Below are 18,648 nucleotides of genomic sequence, written 5' to 3'. Positions count from 1 at the left end.
ACTTCTGTTAGAATGACAAACAAACTACATTTTAAGGTTTGAAAATCAATAGCTTTTCTGCTTAAAATTCGTTATTTTTGCAGGCTGTTTTTTAATACAGAAAACTAATAAATTTATGAGCGAAAAGAACATTGACCTAGGCGAGCAAAAAGATGTAGAAGTGTATGGTGCTAGGGTGCATAATCTTAAAAATATTGATGTTAGTTTCCCTCGAAATCAACTGGTTGTAATTACTGGTTTAAGTGGCAGCGGTAAATCATCTTTAGCTTTTGACACCATTTATGCCGAAGGACAAAGACGCTACATGGAAACATTTAGCGCTTACTCTCGTCAGTTTATGGGAGGTATGGAACGTCCAGATGTTGATAAGGTTTCTGGCTTAAGTCCCGTTATTGCCATTGAGCAAAAAACAACTAGTAAAAACCCTCGTTCTACAGTAGGTACCATTACCGAAATTTACGATTTCATGCGTTTGCTTTACGCTCGTGTTGGCGATGCTTTTTCTTACAATACTGGTGAGAAAATGGAACGCATGAGTGAAGACCAAATCCTTAAAAATATCTACAAAAAGTTCGACACAATGCCAGTGAATATCTTGGCGCCAGTTGTTAAAGGTCGTAAAGGCCATTACAGGGAATTGTTTGAGCAGATTCGTAAACAAGGTTATGTTAAAGTTCGTGTAGATGGCGACATAAAAGACATTACAGCGAAAATGCAGGTGGACCGCTACAAAATTCACGATATTGAAATTGTAGTGGACCGATTAATCGTTGACGATAAAGACCACAAACGTTTATTAGACAGCATTCAAACTGCCATGCGTTTGGGTAAAGGCATTATCAAAATAAGCGATAAGGATAACAATGTGGCGCATTTCAGTAAATTCTTGATGTGCCCAACTACAGGAATTTCTTATGATGAACCGCAACCAAATAGTTTTTCCTTCAACTCGCCTTATGGTGCTTGTGAGCGTTGCGATGGTTTAGGATATATTTTTGTTGTCGACAAGGAATCGGTAATGCCAAATATGAAGTTGAGCATTATCAATGGCGGTTTAGCCCCTTTAGGTGAATATCGCGATGTTTGGATGTTCCAAGTTTTAAAAGCCTTGGGTAAAAAATATAATTTCTCACTTTCTACACCTTTGGAGAAATTGGGAGATGAAAATATAGACATCATCTTAAATGGAACACATGACCTTTTAAGTGTTGCCGTTGAGTACAATAAATGGAACGTTCAGAATTATCAAATCACATTTGATGGTATTATTAAATTGTTGGAAGAACAACAAGATAAGAGAAGTGATACCGAGAATGCGAATGACATGGATAGTTTCCGTAAGTTAAAAACTTGCCCAGTTTGTCATGGCGCTCGTTTAAAAAAGGAAAGTCTTCACTTTAAGGTTGATGGTAAAAACATCTTCGAGCTTGCCGAAATGGATATTTTCAGTTTAAAAACTTGGTTCGCTGAAGTTGAAGCTCGTTTAAATGAAAGACAGAATACCATCGCCAAAGAAATTCTTAAAGAAATTAGAGCTCGTATTGGTTTCTTGACTGATGTAGGCTTAAATTATCTATCGTTAGACAGAACTGCTCGTACCCTCTCTGGTGGCGAGGCACAACGTATTCGTTTAGCTACTCAAATTGGTTCTCAATTGATGAATGTAATGTACATTTTGGATGAACCAAGTATTGGTTTGCACCAAAGAGACAACGAACGTTTAATTGGCGCTTTGAAAAATCTACGCGATTTGGGCAATACCGTTTTGGTGGTTGAACACGATAAGGACATGATTTTAGAAGCTGACCACGTGATAGATGTTGGTCCGGCTGCGGGTGTACATGGCGGACAAATTGTTGCACAAGGAACGCCAGCAGAGATTTTAAAATCTGGAACTTTAACGGCTTCTTATTTGAATGGCGAAAAGGGAATTCAAGTTCCTAAAAAACGTAGAAAAGGAAATGGCTATAAATTATCTATCATTAAAGCAACTGGACATAACTTAAAAGAAGTGTCAGTTGATTTCCCTTTGGGTAAATTTATTGCGGTTACAGGTGTTTCAGGTAGTGGAAAGTCGAGTTTAATCACTGAAACCCTATATCCAATTCTAAATCATCATTTCTTTAGGGCTAAAAAACATCCGCTTCCTTACGAGAAAATTAACGGTTTAAAGGAGATAGACAAGGTAATTGAAATTGACCAAGCACCAATAGGTCGTACACCAAGGTCAAATCCGTCTACTTATACTGGCGTTTTTTCAGATATTAGAAACTTGTATGTAATGTTGCCAGAGGCGAAGATTAGAGGTTACAAACCTGGTCGTTTCTCGTTTAATGTTAAAGGTGGAAGATGCGAAACTTGCCAAGGTGCAGGAATGAAAGTTATCGAGATGAATTTCTTGCCAGATGTTTCTGTTCCTTGTGAAGAATGTGGCGGTAGAAGATATAATCGCGAAACTTTAGAAGTTCGTTATAGAGGCAAATCTATTAGCGATGTTTTAGACATGAGCATTGAAGAAGCTTGTGAGTTCTTCGAGAATATGCCAGCTATTTATCGTAAAATTAAAACTCTAAATGATGTTGGTTTAGGCTATATCCGCCTCGGACAATCTTCTACAACTTTATCTGGTGGTGAAGCACAACGTGTTAAACTGGCTACCGAACTTTCTAAAAAAGACACAGGTAAAACCTTCTATATTTTAGATGAGCCTACTACAGGTTTGCATTTTGAAGACATCAATGTGCTGTTGGGTGTGTTGAATGAATTGGTTGAAAAAGGAAATACAGTTTTAGTAATCGAGCATAATTTAGATGTGGTAAAAGTTGCCGACTGGGTGATTGATTTAGGAGAAGAAGGTGGAGCAGGAGGTGGTAGAATTATCTTCGAAGGTACGCCAGAGGGATTAATTCAAAACCCAATAAGCTTAACTGGTAAGTTCTTGAAAAAGGAAATGGGAGGGTAATTCACTAATCGTCATTGCGAGGCGCGAAGCAATCTTAAAGCGATGTTACTGGACAGAAATGCTCTTTTCGCAATTTAGAACAGCGAGGGTTAGCCGATTCGTCTTTGCCAGCTCGACTGGCAATCGTAATGCGTTTTGTTGTAAAAATAAACATTAGTAAATAAAATACAGAAGCCTGATTATTGTTAGTCGGGCTTTTTGCTGCAATCTTTTTGTGCTTCGACAGGCTCAGCATGACAAAAAGGATTTTCGCTTCAATCCCGTTTAGTTAACAAAGGTTTGTGCTTAGAACTTAAAGAGCAATCTGGGTAATCTATTGATAGTAAGTTTGAAATTGTAAATCTCAGAACATAATTTCACTATTACTTCAGAACAAACTTAATTGGAAGAATGTATAAAACAGCAACTTTTTTGCCATTACATATGCCAGCATTCCATCGAGGCAAATAATCTAGAACTTTAAGCGCCTCTTTGTTAGGGGAACAAAAATCATTATCCTTAAAAGGGCTTTTTTGAATTTTTTTATTAGAAAGTCTGCCATTTGACTCGACAATAAATGAAACATAAACTGTTCCCTGAATGCAACATTCTGCATTTGGCCACTTTAGATTTTTTGCAATTATTCTAAACATAACACCTTCCCCTTCTTGGAAGAATGGCATTTTATCAGCCATAATATAATAATTCCTATTTAGAAGGGTGTCAAATTTTGTGACACATTCTATTTTTTCGGTTGTTTTACTAACTAATTTTGACTGCCCTAGAGCATTTATAGATGTTGTTAGGATTGCTATTGTTGCAACCAATATGTAAGTAAGATATGTTCTCAAATCCAGTTTTAGTTTCAAGATGCTATTTTCTGAAAAAATCCATAATAATCATCTATTGAGTAGTAATATCAGAAACAACCGACAAATATCTCCCATGATGGCTAACAGAAGCAAAATGACTTTTTCCATTCGTTTTATCAACTATACTTGGAATACCATTTGCATCTTTCTCTAAAGTATAATGCTCGGATTTCGAATTAAAATCTGATAGGTAATCATCGGCATTTGCTAAGAAAGAAGATTGAATATGATTTAGATTTTCAGCCTTTGCAGCTGCGATAGTATGAATTAAATTATCCTTAATCTCACTTTTAGTATAAAATGTTTTGCCTTCAAAGGTCACAATGCCATCATTTCCATAGCTTGTAACATTAAACTTTTTAGGACTATAAAATCGCTCTTTGGTTTCGCGATTAACGATTTTGTAAGCTGCTTCTTTCATACTCCAAAATAGCCAAACCATTGTTTCTGGATTTGAAGAGTTCAGAATCTCTTGTTGTTCTTGAGAAGAGAAAAGCTTGTCTAAATAACCTTTTCTCCGCCAGTTACTTTGTGTAGTGGCTAATTTAAGGTCAACAATGTCATTACCCAGCATTAGCTGCTAACTTTTCTTTGATAACTGCAATGGTTTCTTTCACATTTATCATTTTTGTCATCGAATCATTATCTATCTCAATACCAAATTTCTCCTCAATATCTAAAATGATATCAACCAAGTTTGCAGAGTTAATTTTTAAATCGATTAACAAATCGGTGTTTTCAGTTAAAGTTTCTAAAGCTTCTTTATGATCGGTATATGGGGTAATTATTTCTTTTAAATCGTTAATTATTTGATCGTTATTCATTATTATATTTTTTAAAAATGATACAGGCATTTACATCGCCAAAGCCAAAATTTGCTTTCGCTAATGTCGATATTTTTTTATTTATTAAGGTTGTTGGGATGCGACTTTTGTCAATTAATTCTTCAATTTCTGGGTGTAAATCTTCGCAATTGATATTTGGAAAGATAAAGTCTTGGTCAATTTGTAAAACAGATGCCACACATTCAATACTTCCAGTTCCGCTTAAAGAATGACCAATCATAGATTTTACCGTATTGATGTAAGGAAAATCATTGCCGTATCTATTTAATGCTTTTGCCCAGTTCTCTATTTCTAAAGAATCCTTTGAAGTTGCTGTTAAGTGACCATTTATTGTGTCAATTTCTTCAGGTTTGATGCCTGCACTTTTCATCGCTTCAGTAATACATCTTTGTACAGCTACAGGGTTTGGCGCAGTCATAGAACCTAAACCACGTTGACCGCCAGAATTGATATTGCCACCTAATATCTCAGCATAAATTTTAGCGCCTCTTTTTAAGGCGCTATCCAAAGATTCTAAAACTAAGGCACCAGCACCAACACTAGGTACAAATCCACTAGCGGATGCACTCATTGGTCTACTGCCTTTTTCTGGCTCCTCGTTATGCTTGTAGGTGCAAACCCGCATTGCATCAAATCCGCCCCAAATGTAAGGGCCTTTATCGCTTGTACTTCCTGCTAACATTCTTTCTGCCTGCCCGTTTTTAATACGTTCATAAGCCAAAATAACAGCCTCTGTACCAGTAGAACAAGCAGACGAATTAGTAGTTACCATATTCCCTAAACCTAGTTTGCCACCTAAGAAAGCACTAACCCCACTTGCCATGGTTTGCACTACGGTTCCACTTCCTAGTTTTCTAACTTGTCCATTATCAATTATATCTATACCTATTCTAAATTTATCAACACCAGATGTTCCAGTGCCGAAAATGGTACCGCTGTCCCAATCAGGCTCATCTTCAGTTGGCAGCTCTAATCCTGCATCTTTCCAGGCATCTAGGCCAGCAATTACGCCATATTCAATTCCTGAGCTTTTTAAGTTTCTTAACTCAAGAGGAGTAAAGTAATTTAATAAATAGCCTTCAGGTATTTGCGGCTCGCCAACAATCTGACAAGAAAAATTCAAATCTTTTAGCTCTTGGTCGTGCCTAATTCCCGATATACCATTTTTTATAGCATGTGTAAAATCAGCTACATTTATTCCATTTGGAGAAACAACTCCTAATCCTGTAATTACTACTCTTCTATCCATGTGGTTTTACCATTGACATACCAGCAATTTCACCTTTACAAACAACTTCTCCAGCTTCATTTTCCATAACGACATTACAGCTTAATTTATTGAATCTGTAATAGTTTTTTTTACTCGTTACGGTTACCTTTTCTGATGGAAAGACTGGTCTTAAAAAATCTATTTTACTTGAAGTCATCATCACTACAAGCTCTGATGGAGCCATTAAATAAGCACCTAAACAAGCCAAGCCAATTTGTGCCATGGTCTCCGTTAAAATCACCCCTGGTGTAACTGGATAATCCTTAAAATGACCTTCATAAAAATATAAATCCTTGTGAAAAGTGAAGGTGCCTTTTATGCTATTTTCATCAACTTCTAGAATTTCATCTACAAACAGAAAAGGTTTTTGATAAGGGAGATGCGTTAAAATTTCTTGTTTCGTCATGTTACCACTGCAATAAAATCCGCTGTGCGGAGAAGCCTGGACCAAAGCTAAGCATTAAACCTGTATCTCCAACATTTGGTTTTAAATCGATAAATCTTTCTAACACATATAAAATAGTGGCGCTAGACATGTTGCCGTATAACCTTAAAACCTCTTTAGTTTCGTTAATGTTTTTACCTAAATCAGCAAATAATTCCTCTACAATTTGTACAATTTTTTTACCACCCGGATGAAAAATTAAATGGTCGATATCCTTAATTTCTAAGCCGTGTTTTGCCAAAAAGGGATGAATGATATTTGGAAAATTCTCTGCTATGGTTTCAGGTACCTTCTGGTCTAAAACCATTTGTAAACCTGTATTCGTCATCTTAAAACCCATCATTTCTTCAGCATTGTAAAAGTGATACATTTCCTCCGCTATTATTGCTGGACCTTCATCTTCATCATAAGAACTCATCAAAACACAAGCAGCTCCATCGCCAAAAATGGCAGCACTAACAATGTTTGCCATCGAATAATCTTTCAGTTGAAAAGTGGCTGATGGAGATTCTACCGCAACAACGGCAGCTCGTTTGTTAGGGTTAGACCTTAAAAAATTCTTGGCATAAATCATTCCAGATACACCAGCCGCACAACCCATTTCTGTAACAGGTAACCTTACTATATCTTGGCGTAAATTAAGTTCATTAATTAAATACGCATCAAGGGATGGAATCATAATTCCAGTGCAACTTACCGTGATGATATAATCTAAATCTTCAGCCTTCCAATTTGCCTTTTCCAATGCGGAGGTTAAACATTCAGCGCCATATTTGATGCCTTCCCTGATATAGATTTCGTTTCGTTCCTCGAAACTTAAATCGCTAAAAACTTCTTCTGGAGATAAAAAAGCGTAACGTCTATCAACACCAGCATTTTCAAATATCTTTAATACTTTTCTTACAAACCGAGGCTCTTGTCCTTTTAACCAAACGTCAAAAAATGGCATCAACTCTTCCTTAGACCTTGAATATTTAGGCAATGCCTTGCTTATCGCTTTAACTTTTACGCTCATGCTGTTTTAATTATCCATTGGTAACGGAAAGCCCACTTCCATTTAATAGAAAAGTATTTTGGTTTCAAGGCTTTTGAGTAAGCCAATAAATCAGCTTTTTTAAATCCTCTAAGTATCGAAACTAACCCATCTTCTCTAGACATATCGTTTAATCCAAACGCGAAACATAAGGCTTTAAATAGATAATAAGCCATTTTGTTCCTATTCAAATCATTAATTACTATACCAACCTTTGCCAGTTGCATATAGTTTTTCAAAAAGTTTAAAATTTCTTCATCCTTAAAATGATGTAAGGTTAAAGTGCAAAGCATAATGTCACATTCTTCATTTTCATCATTAAAAATATCTTTGCATTCGTAACTAATGTTCTCATGATTAGCAGATAGTTTCCTTGCGTAATCTATCGTAAAACCATTAGCATCAATTCCCTTCAACAAAAATTTAAGCTGATGTTTTTTAGCATAATCTGCCAAAGCCCTTAACATATCGCCGCTGCCGCAACCTATATCTGTAATACGAATAATTTGCTCTTTAGGTTTCTTTTTAGTTAACGATTTCACGCCATCTAACGTCACCTTATTTCCGCCCAACAGCCTGTTAATGCTTGCAATTTTGTCTAATGCATCTCTTAATATTTCCCCTTCCATATTAAAATCATCCATTATTTCGGGGGCATCGCTTCTGTATTTGGTATCAATCATTGCCTAGTAAAGGTTTGCCGTGGGTTCGTTTAATAATTTGCTTTAATAACCAAGGCATTTTTGTAATCACGTTAATTAAAAAGTCGGTGAGTATTTCTCTTTGCAGCAAGCTAGACAAAATACTTCCAGTCTTTAACCTTGAGTTAAATGTTTTGTTCCAGATTTTGGTATATTTTTTTTCAAGCTTAGCTCTGGATTTTATATCTCCGTTAAGGTAAGCTATTAAAGTCTCCGAAACTATTTTGGCGCCGTGAAAAGCCATCGCCATTCCATTTCCACAAAGTGGATGAATGAGACCTGCTGCATCTCCAACCATTAAAACGTGATTGGTAACGGCTTCTTTAGCTCCAAAAGATAGCTGACTAATAGTTATTGGTGTTTCAAACAATAGCTCACTGCGTTCTAAAATATCCTTTAAAACTTTGTTCTTCATCAACACATATTGCTGATAGGACTCTATATTTTTGTGCTTTTTAAACGTTTCATAATCGGCTAAGTAGCAGATGTTTATTTTATCATCTTCTACTTTTGAAACGCCACAATAACCTCCTTTAAAATTATGCAGAGCGACAATATCATCTGGGAAAACACCGTTATAATGTGCTTTGATTGCCAAAAATGGAGCTTTTTTCTTGATAAAGGGCCTATCCAATTTAATGTCTAATGATGAGCGTTTCCCGTAGGCGCCAATTACTTGGTTAGCAGTAAAGGTGATGTTGTTTGTGGTTTTAACTGTAAATAATTCTTCATCAAATTGAACATCGGTTACGCTTTCTAGAAATACTTTAACACCTCTATTCAACAATAATTGATACAAATAATTATCAAGCGTAAATCGGCTGATGCCAAAACCACCTAATGGTAAATTTGTATAAGTGCTTTTTCCAGATTGAGTGGTTAAATGAAGTTTGTTAATATGAGTTGGGTTTAAACTTTCTACATCAACTCCCAGCCATTTTAAATAGGGTAAAACTTCATTAGATATGTATTCGCCGCAAACTTTATGATTTGGGTAAGCATTTTTCTCAATTAAAATAACATCTAAACCCGCTTTGTGAAGATGTAAAGCTGCCGTTAATCCAGCTAAACCACCTCCAATTATCAAAATATCTGATTTAAAATGCATTAATTATTTTCTTGAAAAACAATTATATGCAGAAAAGGTGTTGATTTCTTTATGCATATTAAAAATTGTTGCTAAAAGGAATATTTGTTTAAATTAGAGAAACCAAATTAACCATCTCTTTTTTCATGGCTCTCCAACAGTTACCATTTATTAAATGTAAAGTCTTAGCCATTGTATTTTTGGTTTTTTCATTGAGCTCAATAGCTTTTGCTCAAAGCGCCAAAACTAATGCACAAACTTCAAATATAGATTCATTAATAGCACAAGTGCCGGGTTTAATGAGGAGCGATAAAAAATTGGCGCTTCAAAAGATGCAGCAAATCCAAGTCTTATCAACAAAGGCGAATTACAAACATGGATTAATTGAAAGCGCATTTTTTCGCTCGTGGTTAACCTACAGATATGGTTCTGCAGATGCCTGTATTAAATCGATAGACAGTGCCATTAAAAACATTCCGAATATTTCAAGTGATGCAGCCGAAGTTAAATTTTACATTTTAAAAGGGCAGTGTTATGTAAAAAAGACACAGTTTGACCAAGCGGTAAATAACTTCAGCACTGCTATAAAAATAGCCGAACGCAAAAAAGATTTTGCCAGCAAAACAGGAGCCTTAATAAGCGTGGGTTGGGCTTATATGGAAGATTCGAAACCTAAAGAGGCGATTGGGTTTTTTACTGAAGTTTTAAGCATAAATCCAGAAAAAACATACAGTAACAGAGCTTTGGTTCTTTGCAATATTGCAGCTTGTTATAACATGTTATCCAATTACGCTGCTGCAGAAAAATATGCTTTGCAAGGGATTGAGGCCGCAAGAGCTTCTGGTAGTATGGTAGACTTAGCTAATGGATTAAATATTTTAGCAAGAAGTAATTACCAACGGGGGAAATTTGATAAAGCAATTATCTACTTAAAGGAGGCGAGCAAGGCAAGGGAAAAGGTAGAAGACCCAGCTATGTTGGCATCCGATTATTTAGAGCTAGCAGATGTGTACCTTAAAACAAAACAAGCTGATCAAGCTATTTTATATGCAAAAAAAGCGGAAGCGATTAGTTATGTGAATAAAATAGATTTAAAACTTGCGAATTCATACGAAGCTCTAGCTGGTGGTTTTACAGCCATCGGCGATTATAAAAACGCAGCTCGTTATTACCAAAAATTGTTGGCTCATAAAGATAGTACTGGTACAGGTAATTACAGCAAAGCGCTGGCCGAACTACAAGTAAAATTTGCCACTGAAAAGAAAGTGACAGAAAACCTAAAGCTAAAAAAGGAAAACCTAGAAAGTAAACTAAGCATTAGCAACAAACAAAAATGGCTAACTATATTAATAGCAGGCTTGCTAGGAGTAGTTGCTACCGCACTTTACATTTTTTACCTAACCAGAAGTAAATACAGGACCCAACGAGCATTAGAACAACTAAACGAGCAAAGAAATAAGACACTTGCCGTTATGCAAACTGAAGAAAGTGAGCGAAGAAGGATTGCTGGAGATTTACATGATGGGGTTTGCCAAATGTTGGTTGCCGCTTCGTTACAGTTAAAAAATGCCAAGGGCGATGAAGAGAAGTTAGCTAAAATTGATGATTTGTTAGACCAAGCAACTGCAGAAGTAAGGGCCGTTTCGCATCAAATGACTCCAGAATTGTTATTGCATTATGGATTATTAATGGCTGTGCAGCAGGGAATTGAGCGTTTAAATGATGCGCAAAATAAATGTAAATTTACTTTATTTGAGCACGTGGAGTTTGAAGATGTTGATGAAATGTTGGCAGTGGTAATGTACAGGGCATTTCAAGAATTAACCAATAATGTATTGAAACATGCAAATGCCACCGAAGTTAGTGTACACCTGATTATTAATGAGGAAGAAGCATTGTTGATGATTGAAGACAATGGGGAGGGATTTGATAGCAAAACCAATAAATTTGGATTGGGATTAAAGAATTTGGAAAGCAGGATAAAATTATACGGTGGTAGTTTAAATATTGATACGATGTTGGGAAAAGGAACAACCTCAATACTTAAGTTTACATCGCCTACGCGTAAAAATGTATTAGTTTAAAAAAACAAATTTGGAAAAGGTTAAAGTTTTTTTAGTAGATGACCACGATATCTTAATGGATGGCATTGAAGCTATTTTAAAAGATGCTGATGATATTGTTGTGGTTGGCAAGGCAAATTCTGTTGAGATGGCCGAACAATACATTAAGGTTAAACAACCTGATGTAGTGTTAACGGACATCAGTATGGGTAAAAAATCGGGATTGGATTTAACCAAGTTTCTTCAGCAACACTACCCTAAAATTAAAGTTGTTATTCTTTCTATGCATGATGATTACTTTAATATCTCGACCTTAATTAAAGCTGGAGCCTCAGGTTATTTACTTAAAAATGTAAAGAACGAAGAACTGCACAAGGCTATTGCAAAAGTAATGAACAATGAAACTTACATTCAGCAATCTATAGCTTCTAAATTTGTGAATGGATATGTAAGGGATTCACAAACCGAGAAAATAAACAATTTATCTCCTCGTGAAATAGAAATAATTAGGCTTATCGTAGAAGAAAACACCACAATTGAGATAAGTAAAAGGCTTTTCATCTCTGAACATACAGTAGAAACCCATCGTAAAAATATCTGGCGTAAAACTGGCGCTAAATCTATCATCGGTCTGATTAATTATGCAAAAGAGCATCAATTAATAGGCTAAACTTTAAATACCTACCAAAGGGGATTTTAATCATATCAATAGGTGCTAAATTTATTGATAATGAAACAATTTAAGATATACCTCATTTTATGCCTTGTTGCGATAAGCTTTAGTGCTTTTAGTCAGAAAAAATTTGTTGGCACTTTTTCAAATGGATTTAAAGGCGCTAAACTTTCTTTTACCTTATCAGCTGATGGAAAGCAATTGCAAAACTTTACTTTTGATGGTTATTGGCGATGTGGCGGTTCAACCGAGCACATTAAAGCTGGTCCAGAAAAAAGCTTTCCCGTAATCAATGGCAAAATTCAAGGTGTAATCCTAGACCCAGAGAATGGAGGTGCATCTGCCTTTCGCTTTAACTTAGAAGGAGCTGTAAATGGCAAACAAGCAAATGGCACTTTCAGGATGAGTATTACGGGCTTGAGTTGCGATACTTATAAGTTAAATTGGACAGCCGTAGCGATTTAGAATTTTCCAGTTTTTAAGCCAAGCCCTTTTAAATAACCATCATTCGTTGTACAATTTGAAAATTTGCATTGCTCCAACAAATGATCTAGAGCTTTTTCAATAACAGTCCTATCTGTCGGTGCATATTTTCTTAAATCGGCAAAACTATTTTTAGGCTGGTCGGCATATTTAATAATAAGATTATAGTTTTCTGGAATTGGAAAAGTAACAATTCCTGCTTTGGCATCCATCTTTTTATATGGCCAAAAATGCCAGCTAATGTTGTGTTTTTCCATTAATGTTCTAAACTCTAAAATCCATTGGTCTTTGTTTTCACCAGTTTCGCCAACATAAATAGGCACATTGTATTTATCTCTAAAATCTAAATAATCTTGTATCACATCTTGTGTAGTGGCCGTCCAATATTTATGAAAAGTATAGACTAGTTTATTGTCAAATGGCTGATTGAAAATTTTAAAGTTTGAATCCCATTGTGCTCCTCCCAGAAATATCAAATGGTTTTTGTCGACCTTTCTCACTTCAGCTGTTATGCTTTTATATAACGGTTCTAAATATGGATTTAACTTTTTGATGTCGAAATAATGCGCAATTGGTTCATTCAATAAATCGTATCCAATAACTGTAGTTTCATCCTTATAATGCAAGGCGATTCTTTTCCAAATGCTTTTAGTTAATTCCTGACTGGCTGGATTTTCAAATAAGAAAGGATAACCATCACTGTCATCAATATTATCTCCTGTTTGCCCACCTGGTGCACAATGCATATCTAATATTACAGGCAAATTCTCTTCCTTGCACCACTTAATTACTTTGTCCATTAATTCAAATCCACGATTTGGGTTGTTAGAACCTAGGTAACTCTCGGTGGTAAACATTTTATAGTGAAAAGGAATCCTAATTGAGTTCATCCCAGTAGATTTCAAATAATGAATATCTTCCTTTGTGATATAGTTATCTAAATATTTTTTCCAAAATGCTGCGGTTTTATCTGGGCCAATCAGTTCAGTAAAAACTTGGTTAATCATTCTTGGTGAGCCAACATCCTTAAATTTAAACATGTAACCCTCTGGGATTAGCCAGTTGCCTAAATTGGTTCCCGTTAACACAATCACTTTGCCATTAGGGGCGATGATATCCTTTCCTTTAACATTAAAAAAACGATTGCTTTGTGCGCTAAGTGATAACGGCAAGAAAAATATAAGGACAAATTTAAATAGAGCTTTCATTGAAATGTTATGTTTGGTAGCCCTAAATTACTGCTATTAAACAACTATTTTTCAAGAGTTTACGCAAAGGTTTGCACATAAAAAAGCCACCTTGCTATAGGCAAGATGGCTGTAAGTAATTCAGAATTAATTAATCTAAATTTTGTGTTCTGTTAAAGATTTGGCTATCTCTAGTGTTTTTTTGCACCGTGATAGCGCCAAATAAAGCAAGTAAGAAAGCAAAGGCATAAAATCCTTTTTCACTGGGCAAAATGTCTGCATTCCATAATCCAATAATTAACAAAGTGATTGTTAATAGGGTAGAAAACCAACTTATTCCATAGTAAATTTCGGTTACTGGAATGCCTTCTAATTTATCTCTTACTGCTTTTTGTAAAGATATAACGGCAAAAAGGCCGAACATCAATACGGTAAAATAATAACCTTTTTCGTTTAGTAGCATATCGGAGCGCCAAAGCCCTACAATAAAGCCAATCATGCCAATTCCAAGTGCTATCCATGCGGCTGCTATGAACGCGTTTGATGGTTTTTGATTCATCGTTTTTAAATTTGGTTAGCGATTTAATTATTGATAATGAGATGCTGATGAACCGAAAATGTTACGAACTCAAACAAAAGCGACCATAATTGTATTTAGTTAGTAATTAATTAACTTAGTTAAATGCAAAATCTAATAACCGCAAATCAAATGCATGAGGCTGATAATTATGTAATTATCAATCAGCCTATCTCTTCAATTAATTTAATGGAAAATGCATCAAAAGCCTTTTGTAAATGTTTTAAAAAAGAGGTCGTAGACAAAGATGCACAGATATCTATTTTATGTGGACAAGGAAATAATGGGGGAGATGGTTTGGCTATTGCTAGGTTATTGCACAACGATAAGTACAAAAATATTTCGGTGTATGTAATTAAATTCACTGACAACCAAAGTGAAGATAACAAGCAAAATGTAAAGCGCCTATTGAAGGTAAAGGTTCCGGTTACTATTGTAAAAACCGCAGAAAGATTAAGAGAACTTAAAGCAGATATTATAATCGACGCAATGCTTGGCTCGGGCCTAAATAAACCATTAAAAGATGATTATGCAGATTTAGTTGCTTTGATAAACGCTTCAAAGGCGAGAATTATTTCTGTTGATGTACCTACTGGATTTCCTACGGAAGGAGAAATACCCGAAAACTATAATGGCATTAAAGCTGATTTAGTTATCTCCTTTCAGCGCCCGAAAATTAATTTTTTCTTTCCTGAATCTGCCAAGGCATTTGATAGCTGTAAAATAGTAGATATTGGTCTTGATGAAAATTTTATTCAATCACTACCAAGCAATTGGAAATTGTTAGAAAAATCGGATATAAAAAAGCTTATTAAACAAAGAGCAAACTTTAGTCACAAAGGTACTTATGGCCACGCTTTGCTAGTTGCGGGAAATACGACAACAATGGGTGCAGCAATTTTAACTGCATGTGCTTGTTTAAATGCAGGAGCAGGTTTAACCACAATTTGTATACCACAAAGTGGATTAACGGCACTTAATACTGCGCTGCCAGAGGCGATGACTTTACCACGAAATGAACATTTAGCCATTGAAGATTTTGAGCAATATAATGTAATTGGCATTGGCTCTGGTTTGGGCCTAGAACCAGAAAATGAGGAATTGTTCGACAAGATTATCAATTTGAACAAACCTATAATTGTGGATGCAGATGGACTAACAATTTTAAGCAAACGAAAAGACTTACTAGACAAATTATCAGCTCAAAGTATTTTAACGCCACACATGAAAGAGTTCGACCGTTTGTTTGGTGAACATAAAAGCTGGTGGGCTAGAATTAAAACGGCTCAAAAAGAAGCGAAGGGAAGGGATTTGGTAATTGTGTTAAAAAACCAATATACGTTTATCTGTTTGCCAACTGGCGAAGTAAGAATCAATCCAACTGGTAACCCAGCTATGGCTTCTGGCGGAATGGGAGATGTATTAACGGGAATCATAACTGCGTTTGTAGCGCAAGGATATTCAGCTGAAGATGCTGCAACAATGGCCGTTTATTTACACGGAAGAGCTGGAGACAAATTAGCAGAAAATAGATTTGTTGTAAGTGCTCATCAAGTTGCTTTGGAAATTCCAAAAACGATGAAGAGTATCTTAAGAAGCTAAAATGGGTTATGCAATTGCATAGAAACCTTAGTTAATAGCACAGACTTGGCTAAATAGACCTGATAGCAGCGAACACGAATCCCGATTTTTCTTCGGGAGAGTAAAGCGAATAGCAGGACAAGCCTTAATAGTTGCATTAATTTGCTCTTCCAAAAATAATTGAGATTCTTCCCTGCCTGTCCGGCAGGCAGGCTTCGTCAGAAGGACAAAAGATTATATGCTTACACCACCCATTACCACCATTTTCTCCATGGTCGGATTAACACTACCACCAGTAGGTTCAATTGTAACGGCAAATGCTTGTGCTCTTGGTATAGTCTCCATTTGTTGAACAGCGTCTTTGGCATTGTCGCCAAATACACCTAAACTAACAGGTTTTCCATCAACCAAAGCCCATAGTTGGTATTCGTGAGCTTTATCTGTTTTAGGCAAATCCATCGCCGAATGGTTAATCAATATATTTTTATTCTTTTTATTCCAATAAACCAACATTTTAGCCTTTGGAGAGTTTGCCACACCAGCCAATTTAACAGTTGCCCACTCGGTGGTTTCTGTCATGTCTATTTGGTTTTGCATACCAGCATTGTCAAACTGAAGCTTACTAACTGTGCTTGCAAATTTATCTTTCTCAGAACTCAAGCTAACGATTTGATTATTAGCCAATTTTAGTTCGTTATAAACAGAGAATAATGCCGCAACACTAATTACTAATAAAGCAACGCAAGCAACTAAAGCGTAACGTAAGGTTTTAATCCTCACATCATTTTTAACTTCATAAAGAGGAACTACTTTAGGTTCGGCTTTAGTTTCGGTAAATTGTGATAAAATTTTATCCTCTAATGCTGCAGAAGGGGCAATTGCATTTTCGAGTGCATAAGCCTCCATCGCAAGTTCTATCGCAGTAATTTCTGCTCTAACCTCCGCATGTTTGCTGGCCATTGCTTCAACTTCAATACATTCTGTTGCAGTTAACTGCCCTAAAACGTAAAGTTCAAGTATGCCTGATTCGATATATGCTTTTACTTCTTCCACTTCCACCTCAATTAAATTTTTTCCTCAATTCTAAAATAGCCATTCTTACACGAGTTTTCACAGTACCCAAAGGTAAATTTAATTCTTCTGCTGTTTCTACGTGTGTATAGCCCTTAAAATAAACCATATCTAACACATCCTTAAATTCAGGTTTAAGTAATGTTACCATATCTTTTAAACCTAAAACATCAGAATTAAAACTAACCTTCTTCTGCTCGTCGATAAAATCTACGTTATTTTCAATGTCTTGGTTTTTATTAGAATTTTTAAAATCTTTCGAACGTAACTTATCTATAGAAAGATTACGGGCAATATTCATCATCCAAGTAAATAAACGACCTTTTGACGAGTCATAACCACCTGCAGAATTCCATATTTTAACGAAAGTTTCTTGTAAAAGGTCTTCAGCAACCTCAGTATGTAGAACAATACGTGATATTACGCCTAACAAAGCACCGGAATACATATCATACAATGCTTTAATTGCGATAGTATCTTGTCTTTTAAGGGCGTTAACCAGTTCTTCTTCTGAGAGGGATATTTTTTTTGCTAGTGCCAAGGGTGCTAATATACAGAAAGTATAACAACGTAAAACATATTTTTGTTTAAGTTAAAACCTAAAGCTCTAAAAATCAAATAAATGTTTTTCTGCGTGATAAGAAGAACGAACCAAAGGACCGCTCTCTACATACCTTAAACCTTTTGCTAAGCCAATTTCCTTGTATTTTGCAAATTGCTCTGGGTGTATCCAATCTACCACAGGATGATGGTTTCTTGTTGGCTGTAAATATTGCCCTAAAGTTAAAATATGAACACCATTAGCAACTAAATCATCCATAGATTCTAAAACATCATCTTCAGTTTCGCCTAAACCAAGCATGATACCTGTTTTAGTTCTCAAACCAAATTCTGAAATTCTCTTTAGCGCTTCTAAACTTCTATCATATTTAGCTTGGATGCGAACCTGTTTTGTTAAACGTCTTACCGTTTCCACGTTGTGGCTCATTACTTCTGGTCTTTCTTCTAAAACGCGGTATAAATTATCCCACTGCCCTTTAAAATCTGGAATCAAGGTTTCTAATGTAGTTTGTGGACTTTCGCGTCTGATTGCTTGTAAAGTTTCAGCCCAAATAATAGAGCCACCATCTTTTAAATCATCGCGGTCTACCGAAGTAATTACGCAATGTTTAACATTCATCAGTTTTACTGAATTTGCAATACGATTTGGTTCGTCTGTGTCTACAGCTAATGGTCGGCCAGTAGCAACAGCGCAAAATGAACACGAACGTGTACAGATATTACCTAAAATCATAAATGTAGCCGTACCTGCGCCCCAACATTCGCCCATATTAGGGCAATTGCCACTCTCGCAAATGGTATGCAATTTATGTGTGTCTACAAGGCTTCTCACTTGCGCATATTCCTTGCCAACAGGTAATTTAACCCTTAACCAATCTGGCTTACGAGCTTTTTCTGTAACAGCAGCAACTACAGGAAGTTCAATCATGATACAAAGTTACATAATAGGATTGAAATGTTGCAACCTTGCAATGTTGAAAGGTTGTAATGTTTTTTAGATATCAATATTTTGAAAAGCAGTTTCAGTGGTTATTTTAAAGTCAGCCCTTCTTTACGTTTCAATTTTTGAAGCTTCAACACAAAAAGATTTTCACTTCAATAAGGTTTAGATAATAAAGGTCTGTGCAACTACCAAAAAATCATACCAATTTCAATACAAATTTTTATATTTGTTTACTCTATCCAAATAGTAAATTTGTAGCTCGGAAAATTAATAATTAGCACCCTTTTTAAAACACAATGGCATTATAAGTGCTTT

18 protein-coding genes are annotated in these 18,648 nt (G+C 35.7%); 5 read left to right on the top strand and 13 right to left on the bottom strand.

Annotated elements, in window-relative coordinates; genetic code table 11:
* Positions 1–115: 115 nt before the first annotated feature.
* Positions 116–2,962, top strand: coding sequence for an excinuclease ABC subunit UvrA (gene uvrA / locus R2Q59_RS11250; protein ID WP_316785571.1), 2,847 nt, complete (start codon positions 116–118; stop codon positions 2,960–2,962).
* 362 nt (positions 2,963–3,324) lie between these two features.
* On the opposite strand, the gene R2Q59_RS11245 is transcribed toward uvrA, so the two are convergent.
* The 8 genes from R2Q59_RS11245 to R2Q59_RS11210 are packed head-to-tail and all read right to left on the bottom strand — an operon-like array spanning position 3,325 to position 9,215.
* Positions 3,325–3,810, bottom strand: coding sequence for an energy transducer TonB (locus tag R2Q59_RS11245; protein ID WP_316785570.1), 486 nt, complete (start codon positions 3,808–3,810; stop codon positions 3,325–3,327).
* A gap of 34 nt (positions 3,811–3,844) precedes the next feature.
* Complete coding sequence (locus R2Q59_RS11240; protein WP_316785569.1) at positions 3,845–4,387, bottom strand: 4'-phosphopantetheinyl transferase superfamily protein; 543 nt, start codon at positions 4,385–4,387, stop codon at positions 3,845–3,847.
* A complete protein-coding gene (locus tag R2Q59_RS11235) occupies positions 4,377–4,637 on the bottom strand; it encodes an acyl carrier protein (RefSeq protein ID WP_316785568.1) in 261 nt (86 codons plus the stop codon). Before R2Q59_RS11235 ends, R2Q59_RS11240 begins: the two co-directional genes overlap by 11 nt.
* Positions 4,630–5,907, bottom strand: a complete 1,278-nt coding sequence (locus R2Q59_RS11230) for a beta-ketoacyl-[acyl-carrier-protein] synthase family protein (RefSeq protein WP_316785567.1) — start codon at positions 5,905–5,907, stop codon at positions 4,630–4,632. The genes R2Q59_RS11235 and R2Q59_RS11230 overlap by 8 nt, the downstream gene beginning before the upstream one ends.
* Entirely contained in the window at positions 5,900–6,334 is a 435-nt protein-coding gene (locus R2Q59_RS11225; RefSeq protein ID WP_316785566.1) for a 3-hydroxyacyl-ACP dehydratase FabZ family protein, read from the bottom strand. Before R2Q59_RS11225 ends, R2Q59_RS11230 begins: the two co-directional genes overlap by 8 nt.
* Position 6,335: 1 nt before the next feature.
* Positions 6,336–7,388 (bottom strand): type III polyketide synthase, encoded by a 1,053-nt coding sequence (locus R2Q59_RS11220; protein WP_316785564.1) that lies wholly within the window; start codon positions 7,386–7,388, stop codon positions 6,336–6,338.
* Entirely contained in the window at positions 7,385–8,089 is a 705-nt protein-coding gene (locus R2Q59_RS11215; RefSeq protein ID WP_316785563.1) for a methyltransferase domain-containing protein, read from the bottom strand. Before R2Q59_RS11215 ends, R2Q59_RS11220 begins: the two co-directional genes overlap by 4 nt.
* Positions 8,082–9,215, bottom strand: coding sequence for an NAD(P)/FAD-dependent oxidoreductase (locus R2Q59_RS11210; protein WP_316785562.1), 1,134 nt, complete (start codon positions 9,213–9,215; stop codon positions 8,082–8,084). The genes R2Q59_RS11215 and R2Q59_RS11210 overlap by 8 nt, the downstream gene beginning before the upstream one ends.
* Positions 9,216–9,340: 125 nt before the next feature.
* Here R2Q59_RS11210 and R2Q59_RS11205 point away from each other — a divergent pair, with 125 nt between their 5' ends.
* Genes R2Q59_RS11205 through R2Q59_RS11195 form a run of 3 tightly spaced genes read left to right on the top strand, consistent with a single transcriptional unit; the run spans position 9,341 to position 12,395 of the window.
* Positions 9,341–11,278: a sensor histidine kinase gene (locus tag R2Q59_RS11205; protein WP_316785561.1), complete on the top strand. Its 1,938-nt coding sequence runs from the start codon at positions 9,341–9,343 to the stop codon at positions 11,276–11,278.
* A 10-nt stretch (positions 11,279–11,288) separates the two neighbouring features.
* Entirely contained in the window at positions 11,289–11,927 is a 639-nt protein-coding gene (locus tag R2Q59_RS11200) for a response regulator transcription factor (RefSeq protein WP_316768906.1), read from the top strand.
* Positions 11,928–11,987: 60 nt separating this feature from the next.
* Positions 11,988–12,395, top strand: coding sequence for a hypothetical protein (locus tag R2Q59_RS11195; RefSeq protein ID WP_316785560.1), 408 nt, complete (start codon positions 11,988–11,990; stop codon positions 12,393–12,395).
* Here R2Q59_RS11195 and R2Q59_RS11190 read toward each other — a convergent pair.
* Together R2Q59_RS11190 and yiaA are read right to left on the bottom strand one after the other, a co-directional pair.
* The gene (locus R2Q59_RS11190) at positions 12,392–13,621 is read right to left on the bottom strand and encodes a glycoside hydrolase family 5 protein (protein ID WP_316768902.1); all 1,230 of its coding nucleotides are present in this window, start codon (positions 13,619–13,621) and stop codon (positions 12,392–12,394) included. The two genes, R2Q59_RS11195 and R2Q59_RS11190, sit on opposite strands and share 4 nt — an antisense overlap.
* A gap of 130 nt (positions 13,622–13,751) precedes the next feature.
* Entirely contained in the window at positions 13,752–14,159 is a 408-nt protein-coding gene (yiaA, locus tag R2Q59_RS11185; protein WP_316768901.1) for an inner membrane protein YiaA, read from the bottom strand.
* Between the two features lie 123 nt (positions 14,160–14,282).
* Between yiaA and R2Q59_RS11180 the strand changes: the two genes are divergently transcribed.
* A complete protein-coding gene (locus R2Q59_RS11180) occupies positions 14,283–15,779 on the top strand; it encodes an NAD(P)H-hydrate dehydratase (protein ID WP_316785559.1) in 1,497 nt (498 codons plus the stop codon).
* A 213-nt stretch (positions 15,780–15,992) separates the two neighbouring features.
* On the opposite strand, the gene R2Q59_RS11175 is transcribed toward R2Q59_RS11180, so the two are convergent.
* From R2Q59_RS11175 to lipA, 3 genes are all read right to left on the bottom strand, one after another.
* The gene (locus tag R2Q59_RS11175) at positions 15,993–16,811 is read right to left on the bottom strand and encodes an anti-sigma factor (RefSeq protein WP_316768897.1); all 819 of its coding nucleotides are present in this window, start codon (positions 16,809–16,811) and stop codon (positions 15,993–15,995) included.
* A 7-nt stretch (positions 16,812–16,818) separates the two neighbouring features.
* The gene (locus R2Q59_RS11170; RefSeq protein ID WP_131552280.1) at positions 16,819–17,370 is read right to left on the bottom strand and encodes an RNA polymerase sigma factor; all 552 of its coding nucleotides are present in this window, start codon (positions 17,368–17,370) and stop codon (positions 16,819–16,821) included.
* A gap of 66 nt (positions 17,371–17,436) precedes the next feature.
* Positions 17,437–18,318: a lipoyl synthase gene (lipA, locus tag R2Q59_RS11165; RefSeq protein ID WP_316768894.1), complete on the bottom strand. Its 882-nt coding sequence runs from the start codon at positions 18,316–18,318 to the stop codon at positions 17,437–17,439.
* Positions 18,319–18,648 lie beyond the last annotated feature (330 nt).

The sequence above is a fragment of the Pedobacter frigiditerrae genome (assembly GCF_032678705.1).
Taxonomy (GTDB): Bacteria; Bacteroidota; Bacteroidia; order Sphingobacteriales; family Sphingobacteriaceae; genus Pedobacter; species Pedobacter frigiditerrae_A.
Note: the sequence above shows the minus strand (reverse complement) of the source record. Positions and strands in the feature narration are given on the sequence as shown.